The sequence below is a fragment of the Marinobacter goseongensis genome (assembly GCF_023156235.1).
GTDB lineage: Bacteria > Pseudomonadota > Gammaproteobacteria > Pseudomonadales > Oleiphilaceae > Marinobacter > Marinobacter goseongensis.
Window position 1 is genome coordinate 1 of record NZ_JAKZAI010000039.1, and the last position, 11,664, is coordinate 11,664.

Sequence of the window (11,664 nt, forward strand, 5' to 3'; positions counted from 1 at the left end):
TCGGACTACGGGAAAAGGGTCGAAATTAACCGACATTACTAAGCAGTGAGTGGTTCGGTGATTGGGGGCAGGTCAGGGCAGCGACGGTCGAGGAAAGGGCTTGCTCAGTTGCGGCCGACTGCCGAGGAAATTCGCAAGGAACTGGAACTCATACCCTAGGGAGGTTACTGATGCCAGGGCAGACGCGTTTACAAAGGGGGATGATGAATGTTCGCCATTGTTTAGGTGCCCCTGGTCGCAAAGCGAACGTTCAGATGGTGCGATAACGCCGGCGCACACTAAGCGTTCGGTGATCCCAAATTGATTCGATGACCACCATCGGGCCAATTAAACCCAGTCAGTAACTTGTAGGTACTCCTCGCACCTTTTGACTGAGAGCGGCTTAGCATATAGATAGCCTTGTCCCGCATCACAGCCAAGGATTCGGAGATGGTTTTCTTGCTCTTTGGTCTCAATTCCCTCGGCCAGTACATCGAGTCCTAGGCTATGTCCCATCTGAATAATCGCTTTGGCAATTGCTCCACTTTCCTGGTCGTTAGGTAAGCCCCGGGTGAATGACTGGTCACTGTGGCCATCACAGCTGGGCTGGGCGATTCTGTATCTCCTGCTCTACAGCAGAGCTTGTGGGAGGGCCAGAATCCCCCTGCAGCTGGATATGCTCAGTCACGAGGCTCGACACATAGAAATCTCAGAGATGAGAATGAGTTGCATCCCATCTCGCTTACACTTACCCGGAGAGAGCTTTAGATAGCTTGGCTTGCCGGGTGGGAAGATTGACCGTTTCAGCTGCGATCATCCGGTCTCCGGAAAAGAGCCAGAATTCACAGGCATTGTCACTCTCTGTGGGACGCCGCTGAATTCGGTCGTATCCAGTGGCGATTCCAATACACTGGACTTTCATGCCGTTGAGATCTGACCAAAAACGAGGAGGAGAGGCAGGCGGAGACGGTTTACCACAAATATGAGCCGCCGCAATTTGTGCTTGAAGCATGGCATTGTGAATAGTTTCTATTCGGATGGGTGTATTGGTGGAAACGTTGACGGCTTTAGCGCAATCTCCGATCGCAAATATGTCAGGGTCAGAGCTACGCATGCCGCTGTCTACTATAATACCACCGTCGCAATCCAGGTTTGCGTCTTGCGCAAGTTCAGCATTGGGGATGGCTCCTATACCGATAACAACGACGTCTGCGGGTTTCGTAGTGCCGTCGGACAAACGGATACCGGAAACTCGGTCTCCCTCAGTGAGAATCTGGTTGACGCTAGCATTGAAGTAGAACATTACGCCGGCGGAGGCCATGCGGTTTCTGACAAAATTACTTGTTAATGGTGACGCTACTCGACACATCGCTCGGCTGTTGGCCTCAAACACAGAGACTTGTTTTCCCTGTAGATTGGCAGCGGAGGCGACTTCAAGCCCGATAACACCCGCGCCGAGAATGGCCACCTTCTCGCATTCCGGGGCTAACAGGGCATTACGTAATGCGGCGGAGTGGTCAAGATTCCTGAGATAGAAAACATTTTTTGCGCTCTCACCAGGTAAATCAATAGGACGTGGCCTCGCTCCTGTTGCCAAAATCAGCGTGTCGTATTTAATTTTCCTGCCGCCTTGAATCACTACTTGCTTTGCCGATCGTTCAAGCGCTATTACTTTACCGCCTTGTTCAAATTCAACTTTGTTGTCCCGAAAGAAATTAGGAGAACGGATCGGAGTTGGCGAGGGCAACTCATCTGAGGTCAAATAGGCTTTGGACAACGGGGGACGCTGGTAAGGCAGCGTGTTTTCCTCGCCCAAAATGGTAATCGTTCCGTCGAATCCATTCTGGCGGAGAGCCTCTGCGGCGGTCAGGCTGGCTATTCCAGCGCCAATGATAACTATTTTTTGCATATTCGCTCGATTCCTCTTTTGTTTTTGTAGCACTATAAAAGTCCGCGCAGTCGAGCTTCAGTGACTGCCTGAACCCGGTTGGTTACTTTAAGTTCGCTGAAAATCTTCTTCATATGCCATTTGACGGTATCCTCCGTCACGAGAAGCCGTTCAGCGATCTCTCTGTTGGTCATTCCGTTGCTTACGCATTTCAACAGAGAAATCTGCTTTATCGTGATAGTTGAGTGGGCATTGCCGGGCACAGGTGGCACGCTGGAGTCTTCTATTCTGACATCGGGATCCTTCGTAGCTTTAGCTTCAGAGTCGTCTGGCAGATCGTTAAAAAGATCCTGAGCAAGGGGGCTAAGAGAAAGTAGCGCTTCTTTGATCCAGAGCCGTGTGAAGTGACAGTTCAAATGTTCCGAAAGTAGGTTTGCATCAAGAATCATGCGCTTCGCCGATTTTGATGAGCCGAGGGCAAACGCTGCCAGGGCCTGACAATAGTGGGCGGCGATCCTGGTTCTAGCGTCTGAAATTGCGCTGGCGCTTTGTAGTGCTTGTTTGGCATATTTTTCGGCGACACCAAACTGTTTCCCAAGCCGTAGTCTATACATTGAGGTTACCAGGGCCATACGTGCTTGAATGGCCTGGTTTTGATTTGGCAGGAACGTCAGCTCACATTCATCGGGGAGTATGGGTGGACCCAATTCCTCGTTGTTCAGGAGAGTAAACTCAGCTAACTGAACTTTAGTCAGGATATTTAGACGAGAGAGCTCTCGCTCGCAGGAGGCTAAGCGGGATTGTTCCAACAAGGCCATGGCTCTATCTCGGAACCCTTGGTGGTACAGAAAACGGCTGTAGGCCTGTGTACACCCCCACAGAATATCTGTAACGCCATAGTTCAAAGCGAAATCGAACGAAGCCTGTGCAGATTCCTGGGTAACCAGGTGATGGTTCTGTTCGTGCAGGATTTGTAACTCAAGGGTGCCAAACATTTTATTTAAAAAAGTTTTTGGCACCTGAATCTTTTCTGCTGTTTTATTCGCCTGGATCAACACACTCATTGCTCGGGCGATGTCACCCTTGAACAGTTCAGCCTGAATTTCTGCAGTTTTAAGCCAGATAAAAGCGTAATGTTGATTGGATGACTGGATGGCCACAGCCGCTCGATGGGACAATCGCTCCAACTCTTCAAAATGGCGTCCACTGGAGGCAATGAATGCCTGGCAAGTAAGTGCTGCGCCTTTGCCAACCATGTTACGGTCGCCAAAGGCGTCTATCCATTTTTGACAGAGAACCTGACTCTCCAGTAATTCATCCTGTGTAGCTTTGCCTATCGCATTAACCAATTCCCGCCATCCTTCCTCATCAAGATTGCTCGCCCCCCTGGAGCTCGGATGAAGCGAACTAGCCAGTATTTCGTCTGCTTGACGAGCTTGTTGGCTGAAATACAAAATCCACGCGTAACCTATGCTCAAGGCGGCAATTTTTTTTATCGTGCGAGCCGGTACTTTTCCAAACCAGGTGCGAAGTACTTCGATTTCACCCTGTCTGAGTGCCACGTCCAGGATAATGCTGTCACTTACGACGCGAGCCCATCGATGGTCACTGGCTTCCAGAGCTGCATTGATTGAATGGAGGTACTCTCCCCTACGCCAATGCCAGAACGCGACCCGTTTCAGTACATACGAGCGACGTTCTCGTTGGGTGGTGTTAAATAAACTACGCAAATACTCTCGCAGCACAGGGTGCATATCCATACGATCAGCAGAAGTCCCGGTGGGAGCTAAAAGAGCATAATGTTCGTTAAGAAACGTAATTTCCCGGTCGGCCTCTTCTGTCTTATAGACATAGCCATAGCATTCAGCGCTGATTACTTCGAGCATCGCTGCATTGCAAAGAAAGGTCCTCGTACTATTGGGTAACGCAGTTAAGAGGTTGTCCCTGAAATACGAGCGAGTTTCCGGCCAAGTCGCTGCGGGGAGATTTGGGTTTGGGGTTCGGCACATAAGCCTGACAAGTGCTGGCCATCCACCGGTCGCTTTTATGATGTTGCTGGCTTCGGGGCCACCCATACCAGATAATTCACTAACCTCCTCTTCTGTAAATACAAGTTCATCAGCACCATACGTTACAACACCCGCCATCATAGACAAACGTGGCAACGCCCCGACGCGACTCGGTGCAATGAAAAATTTCACATTGCTCGGTGTTTCACAGATTAAATCCTCAATCAAATCCGCGGTATGTTTAGCCTCGCCAACCCCATCAAGGCAAATTCTTATCGTCTTTTTTGCATTACACAGTGCGTTTCGAAGAACTTCGATGGTGTCGATGTCACTTTTTATCATGCGCCAGGATTCAACTCCTTCGAGTTGATATAAAACTAACGCTGCAAACAAACTGCCATTAACGTCACATGAGTCAGGGCACGACCGGGTATTGATATAAACGGCGCTCTCACGTTCCAGTTCGCGAGTGTTTGCTGCCAAGGCCACTTGTACAGATTTTCCATAGCCTGGCGGGGCCCGATACAGAACTACCTTTGATTCAGGCGTAGCAGAAGGCCTCAGGCAATAGCGGTCTAAACACCCTTGAGTAATGAAATACTGACGAGCCCACATCCTTTCAGACATCCTCCGACACCAGTCTTCCAAGCTATGGCGGGTCATGACAATCCGATCTCCTGCTTCGTCTCCCCGAAACGCGAGGGCGCTATGGGGTGAAAGCATATTGATAGATGTCTAGTGCGAAAACTACCCCTTAGAGTAGTTGTTTGATCTCCGGTTCTGGCCAAACCTGTTCATGCCTACAACTTGTCCGTTCACCTGAGGGACTCGGTGTTCGCACAATGTAGAAAAATGATCAAGCTGAAAAACAATAAGGTGATCCTAATGTCAATGTCAGAAAATGTCTTAACAACAGAGTCTCTTCAGAGAGACCCTGATGCCGAAGGTTATGTGGACAGAAAACGCCACCTGTGGGTCCTTTCTGTGCTGTGGCCAGCGACGCCTCTTATTGGCCTTTATTTGGTATCCCAGACTGGATGGAGCATTTGGTACGGATTGGTGTTGATCCTTTGGTATGGCGCAGTTCCCTTGATTGATGCCATGTTTGGAGAGGATTTTTCAAACCCCCCTGAGTCGGCTGTGCCTCGGCTTGAACAGGATCGTTACTATCGGGTACTGACCTACTTGACGGTTCCTATTCACTATGCCGCCTTGATTGTCAGTGCCTGGTGGGTATCCACGCAACCAATGAGTGTTTTCGAGTTTCTGGCATTGGCCCTTTCCCTGGGAATCGTGAATGGCCTGGCTCTGAACACAGGCCACGAACTTGGCCATAAAAAAGAAACGTTTGACCGTTGGATGGCGAAGCTTGTCCTCGCCGTGGTCGGATATGGTCATTTCTTCATTGAGCACAATAAGGGGCATCACCGTGATGTGGCTACGCCGATGGACCCGGCGACATCCCGCATGGGTGAGTCCATTTACTCATTCTCACTGCGTGAAATTCCCGGTGCTTTCAAGCGGGCATGGGATTTAGAGGAACAGCGCCTCAGTCGTTGTGGAAAAAGTGTCTGGAGCCTGGAGAACGAAGTTCTTCAGCCTATGATTTTGACCGCTGTGCTTTATGCGGGATTGCTGGCGTTTTTTGGCCCGTTAATGCTGATCTTTTTGCCCATTCAAATGGCCTTTGGCTGGTGGCAGCTGACCAGCGCCAACTACATTGAGCATTACGGATTGCTGCGCGAGAAGATGTCGGATGGACGTTATGAGCGTCAACAACCGCACCACTCATGGAACTCAAACCATATTATGTCGAACCTGATTCTGTTTCATTTGCAACGACATTCCGACCATCACGCCCATCCTACAAGGTCCTATCAATCGCTTCGCGACTTCAAAGACCTGCCTTCCTTACCATCGGGATATCCCGGGATGTTCCTGGCCGCAATGTTTCCCTCATGGTTTCGTTCGATAATGGACCACCGGGTGCTGGATTGGGCTAAAGGAGATCTCGATAAGATTCAGATTCAACCCGGCAAGCGTGAATTCTATGAGCGTAAATTTGGTGGGACTGATTCTGAATCAGTCGATACCGCCGCGGCTAAATGATCGGCTAATCGGAACTTATATACCTCGTTTACTTTATTTACGTTGCAGAAAAAGAGCCTCTGACGTGCACCTGAAAGAGGGTGCGCGTCGGGCGCTACCAAAACAAAGACAATAATATCGTTTGAAAGGTGCTCTAGATGGCTAAATATCAATGCCCTGATTGTGGTTATGTATACGACGAAGTGGTTGGTGATCCGCACGAAGGCTTTCCTGCAGGAACGACATGGGAAAAAATTCCTGAAGACTGGTCCTGTCCAGACTGTGCCGTCAGGGATAAGGTTGACTTCGTTGCGCTTCAAGAAGCGAACCCGGAACTTTCGGTGTCCGCAACCAATACAGCGGTCCGCCCTGCCAGCCAAGCTAAGACCGAGGGAGCATCGCAGAAAGCAACGGGCGCATCTACTCCTTCAGCTAAAAATAAAACAAAGCCCAAAGCGAAACCCAAGCCTAACTCTTCAAAATCGCCGAAAGACTCGACTCAAAAAGATACCTATCGGAAGTGGGTCTGCATCACTTGCGGCCATATCTACGATGAAGCTCTCGGAGATGAAGCCGAAGGCTTCCCTGCCGGCACTCGTTTTGAAGATATTCCAGACGATTGGTGCTGTCCGGACTGTGGTGCCACAAAAGAGGACTATGTCCTCTATGAAGACTAGTAATCCGATTGAAAATAACAACAGTCTCGTTCGGCAAGAGGTGATTTTATAATGCAGATTGCTAGTCTGGCGGAGGTTGGGGTGACCAATGTGTCAACCAGCGATACGATTGATTCAACGTTCGCGGCCCTACAGCGGGCACAACTTGCGCGTCGCGGAAGCTTTACCTTGGAGGCTCGAATAGCGCAGCTCGACCAGCTGCGGGATTCAATTAAACGCCACGAATCAAACATCATTGCGGCTTGCGCGGCGGACTTTCGAAAACCCGCTCCAGAAGTCAAATTAACTGAACTCCTGCCGGTGCTTCAGGAAATTCGACACACTAAAAAACACTTGCGTAAATGGATGCGTCCGAAGCGAGTGGCTGCATCCGTTGGTGTTCTGGGCACGAAATCTTATGTTCGGCCAGAACCAAAGGGAGTGTGCCTGATTATTGCACCGTGGAATTATCCGCTCAATCTTGCGCTCGGGCCTCTCGTCTCAGCGTTGGCTGCAGGGAACGGAGCCATCATTAAACCCTCGGAAATGACACCACATACCTCAAAGGTGATTGCCAACATTGTCGCCGAAACCTTCCCTCCCGATCTGGTTTCCGTGATTGAGGGTGATGCCGCGGTAGCGCAGAAACTGTTGGCCTTACCCTTCGACCACATATTCTTCACGGGCAGTCCTGCGGTAGGCAAGGTGGTCATGGAGGCTGCCGCCACGAACCTTTCCTCAGTGACGCTGGAATTGGGGGGTAAGTCCCCGACCATTGTTGGCCCAGATGCCAACATAAAGAGGGCTGCAAGAAACATTGTCTGGGGTAAGTTTGCCAATAATGGACAGACCTGTATCGCCCCAGATCATGTTTTTGTGCACGTTAATATCGCAGATCAATTCAATGAAGCACTTAAAACGGAAATTGGGCGAGTCTATGGAAAAACACCAGAAGCCCAGAAATCGACCGCCGACTATTGCCGGATTGTAAATCGACGTCATTTCCAGCGAGTTTCAAACCTGATAGATGATGCCAAAAACAAAGGTGCAAGAGTCTTTGAGGGCGGTGTTACAGATGCTGAAGAGAATTTTATTGCTCCGACGTTGATTTCAAATGTATCCAGCGACATGGATATTTCACGTGAGGAGTTATTCGGCCCGATCTTACCCGTTATTGAATTCGACGATATTGATCTGGTTATCAAGAAAATCAACGATAACCCTAAACCGCTTGCGCTTTACATATTCGACAAAAACGAGTCTTTTGCCACGGATATTATCGAGCGAACGAGCTCCGGCGCTGTAGGAGTCAACCTTACAGTTGTGCATTTTCTACATCCGGGTCTGCCGTTTGGTGGAGTTAATAATTCCGGGATAGGGGCGGCACACGGTGAATACGGTTTCCGCGCTTTTTCGCATGAAAAGGCGTTGATGGAGGATAAACATTCTCTTATGCATCTTCTTTTTCCACCCTATACAGCCTGGGTCCGGCGTCTTATAGAGGCTGCTGTTCGTATTCTGGGCTGAGCATAATCAAATAATAAGAGAGTTATTATGTACGATTACATTATTGTCGGTGCGGGATCGGCGGGCTGTGTATTGGCCAATCGGCTTACGGCGGACTCTTCAAAGCGAGTAGCGTTGCTAGAAGCGGGCCCAAAGGATAAAAATCCACTCATACATATGCCTATAGGTATAGCACTCCTTTCCAATAGTAAAAAGCTGAATTGGGCTCTTGAAACCGAACCTCAAGAACATCTAAAGGAGCGCCGCCTGTTTTGGCCTCGTGGGAAAACACTTGGCGGGTCCTCTTCTATCAACGCCATGGTCTATATCAGAGGTCACAAAGCCGATTATGACCACTGGGGTCAAGTTGCCGGGACAGACCTCTGGGGATGGGATCGCGCTTTAAAATTGTTTCGTCGACTGGAAGATAATAAACGTTTTGGCGCAGATTCTTACCATGGGGAGGGCGGTGAGCTCACCGTAAGTGAACTCAAATCAGTCAATCCGTTGAGTCGAGATTTTGTTCGAGCGGCACCTCATGTAGAGCTCCCGATAAACACGGACTTTAATGGAGAGACGCAAGAGGGATTGGGACTCTACCAGGTGACACAAAAAAATGGTCGCCGTTGGAGTTCAGCGCAGGCATTTCTGCGTGTCGCGGAGAACCGGCCTAATCTTGATGTGCTAACGGACGCGCGGGTAACCCGGGTGGTAATGGACGGTAAGCGGGCAGTCGGCGTGACACTGAACCAGGGGGGCGAATATCGCCAGCTTAGACTCAATAACGGCGGTGAAGTCATATTGTCTGGTGGTGCGGTTAATTCACCACAACTACTTATGCTTTCGGGAATCGGTGATAGCGAAGAGCTTGGAAAACACGGGATCCCCCTTGTGCATCATCTCCCTGAGGTCGGCCAGAATCTGGTTGATCATTTGGATATTACGATCATGCACGCGGCGAACTCACGTTTGCCCATTGGCGTTGCTCCCAGTTTCCTGTTTCGGGGCGTGAGCGCATTATTCTCATATATCTTTGCGCGACGTGGATTTCTTACCAGTAATGTTGCCGAGTCCGGAGGCTTTGTTAAATCCGAGCGCTCGTGCGAACGGCCAAATGTGCAATTCCACTTTTTGCCAACTTACCTGAAGGATCATGGACGAAAAGTGATGGCCGGGTATGGGTACACCTTGCATATTTGCGATCTAATGCCCAGAAGCCGCGGTTTTATAGGTCTCAAAAGCCCTGACCCATTGGCCGACCCGTTGATTCAACCCAATTATCTCAGTAACCCCGAAGACATCAAAACAATGATCTCGGCCGTTAAATTTGGACGACGGATACTCGGGGCACCAACAATGGCTTTACATAGTAAACGAGAAATTAAGCCCGGAAACTCGGTGTCTTCGGACGGTCAGATTGCGGACTTTATCCGGGAAAATGCAGAGACTATTTACCACCCCGTTGGCACTTGTCGTATGGGCGCGGATCCGGATTCAGTCGTTGATCCGGAATTAAAAGTCAGAGGGATTGAAGGGCTAAGAGTTGTCGATGCCTCGATAATGCCCAGTTTGGTTGCCGGTAACACCAACGCACCCACCATGATGATTGCCGAAAATGCAGCCGACATCCTCTTGGGAAATGTTTAGGTTCAAACCCGGATTATGCCTTCTACATTGGACCTTAATGACGCCAGATACTCGCGTCAACCAACTACAAAAACGACAGGAGATAAACGTGCTTGGCCAAATGATGAACATGGAGCTCACCGTGAATTCCTTGATCGACCATGCTGCTCGCTACCATGGAGACGCTGAGATTGTGTCGATAGGAACGGATGGAAATCCCAGTCGATCTGACTGGGCAACTGTTTCGGAGCGGTCGCGACAACTTGCGTCAGCGCTTCGAACGGCAGGCTATGTCCAGGGGGATCGGTGCGCGACCATTTGTTGGAATAACGTGGGGCACCTGGAATGTTACCTTGGCATCTCTGGTGGCGGGATGGTGTGTCACACCATTAACCCGCGACTGTTTCCAGAACAACTCGTTTACGTTATCAACAATGCTCAAGACAAAGTCATATTCTTTGACAAAACGTTCCTTCCCATTGTTTCAAATATCCGAGACCGACTGGAGACGGTTGAGAAATTTGTATTGATGTCCGAACCGGACGAAGAAATTGCAGCGCAATTTCCAGGATTGTTGTTTTATGAAGAGTTTCTCCAGCGAGGAACGCCTAACGCGAATTGGCCTGAAATCGCCGAAAACCAGGCTTCAAGCCTCTGCTATACATCGGGCACCACTGGAAATCCCAAAGGGGTGCTCTATTCACACCGCTCCACCGTTCTGCACGCGCTGGTAGCTGCTCAACCCGACGCACTGAATTTATCGGCACGGGACGTGGTGATGCCGGTTGTTCCTATGTTTCACGTAAATGCGTGGGGGGTACCCTACATTACGGCGATGGTTGGAGCCAAACTGGTGTTGCCTGGTCCTGGCCTGGATGGACAAAGTTTGGTCAAGCTGATCGATTCAGAAAGCGTAACGATTGCGCTGGGTGTGCCTACAATTTGGCAGGGACTTCTCTCGGCTTTGGACGAGCTTGGCTCCTCGGCACAGTCGCTTAAACGGACGGTGATAGGGGGTAGCGCTTGTCCGCCCTCAATGATGTCGGAGTTTCGTGGTAAGTATGGCGTAGAAGTTGTCCATGCATGGGGAATGACAGAAACATCACCGATCGGAACCGTCAATGCACTGCTGTCGAAACACAATACTCTTTCGGAGGAAGGAAGAAACAAAATCCGTGAAAGCCAGGGACGGCCTCCCTACGGGGTGCAGCTCAAAATTGTGGGTGAAGACGGCCATCAACTGCCCGAAGATGGCATTGCTCAGGGAAATCTCCGCATCCGTGGTCATTGGGTGGTAGCCGATTACTTCGGTGTTGAACCAAATCAGACTCTTGAGGAAGACGGTTGGTTCGAGACAGGTGATGTTGCTTCGATCAATGATGATGGATTTATGACAATACGTGACCGCTCAAAAGATATTATTAAATCTGGTGGTGAATGGATATCTACAGTCGAATTGGAGGGAATCGCAATGGGCCATTCTGCCATCAATGAAGCTGCCGTAGTGGCGGCCTCCCATGATAAATGGGACGAACGACCGATCCTGTTGGCAGTAAAAATACCCGACGCAAATATTACTGAGGAGGAACTTCTTGCTCATTATCAAGGGAAAGTCGCCAAGTGGCAGATCCCGGATCGCGCGATCTTTGTGGAAGGATTGCCACGCAATGCCACTGGGAAAGTATTAAAAAACAAGCTGCGTTCTGAGTATGGGGAAGTATTAGTCAATAAACCGGCAAGCTAGCTTCAATGAGTGGCATTTGTGTTACGAAAAATTGCAGTTTTACCTAAAGCCAATTTGTTTTAATACCAAAAAGGATAATAAAAAATGAAACCTAAGGAGGCTCTGAATAAGTCTCAAAATCAGCGATAATACGGTCATCGTCAACTGCACAGGATTCGTTGCCACCAT

8 protein-coding genes are annotated in these 11,664 nt (G+C 49.7%); 5 read left to right on the forward strand and 3 right to left on the reverse strand.

Going from position 1 to position 11,664, the window contains the following annotated elements; translation table 11 throughout:
• Window positions 1-327 precede the first annotated feature (327 nt).
• The 3 genes from MLC70_RS17580 to MLC70_RS17590 all read right to left on the reverse strand — a co-directional run bounded on the left by MLC70_RS17580 (window position 328) and on the right by MLC70_RS17590 (window position 4,539).
• Window positions 328-594 carry an EAL domain-containing protein gene (locus MLC70_RS17580; protein ID WP_081496573.1) on the reverse strand — a complete coding sequence of 89 codons (267 nt, stop codon included), beginning with the start codon at window positions 592-594 and terminating at the stop codon, window positions 328-330.
• Window positions 595-727: 133 nt separating this feature from the next.
• Window positions 728-1,888, reverse strand: coding sequence for an NAD(P)/FAD-dependent oxidoreductase (locus MLC70_RS17585; protein WP_041654924.1), 1,161 nt, complete (start codon window positions 1,886-1,888; stop codon window positions 728-730).
• Window positions 1,889-1,920: 32 nt separating this feature from the next.
• Window positions 1,921-4,539 (reverse strand): helix-turn-helix transcriptional regulator, encoded by a 2,619-nt coding sequence (locus MLC70_RS17590; RefSeq protein WP_058091247.1) that lies wholly within the window; start codon window positions 4,537-4,539, stop codon window positions 1,921-1,923.
• 222 nt (window positions 4,540-4,761) lie between these two features.
• On the opposite strand from MLC70_RS17590, the gene MLC70_RS17595 reads away from it, so the two are divergent.
• The 5 genes from MLC70_RS17595 (at window position 4,762) to MLC70_RS17620 (ending at window position 11,496) form a co-directional block, all read left to right on the forward strand.
• Window positions 4,762-5,985: an alkane 1-monooxygenase gene (locus MLC70_RS17595; protein ID WP_197463861.1), complete on the forward strand. Its 1,224-nt coding sequence runs from the start codon at window positions 4,762-4,764 to the stop codon at window positions 5,983-5,985.
• A gap of 137 nt (window positions 5,986-6,122) precedes the next feature.
• Window positions 6,123-6,641: a rubredoxin gene (locus MLC70_RS18785; RefSeq protein ID WP_011783984.1), complete on the forward strand. Its 519-nt coding sequence runs from the start codon at window positions 6,123-6,125 to the stop codon at window positions 6,639-6,641.
• 51 nt (window positions 6,642-6,692) lie between these two features.
• On the forward strand, window positions 6,693-8,147 hold the full coding sequence (locus MLC70_RS17610) for an aldehyde dehydrogenase family protein (RefSeq protein WP_058091245.1): 1,455 nt from the start codon (window positions 6,693-6,695) through the stop codon (window positions 8,145-8,147).
• 27 nt (window positions 8,148-8,174) lie between these two features.
• A complete protein-coding gene (locus tag MLC70_RS17615; protein ID WP_058091244.1) occupies window positions 8,175-9,773 on the forward strand; it encodes a GMC family oxidoreductase in 1,599 nt (532 codons plus the stop codon).
• Between the two features lie 37 nt (window positions 9,774-9,810).
• Complete coding sequence (locus MLC70_RS17620; protein WP_236040830.1) at window positions 9,811-11,496, forward strand: long-chain fatty acid--CoA ligase; 1,686 nt, start codon at window positions 9,811-9,813, stop codon at window positions 11,494-11,496.
• The last annotated feature ends 168 nt before the right edge of the window (window positions 11,497-11,664 follow it).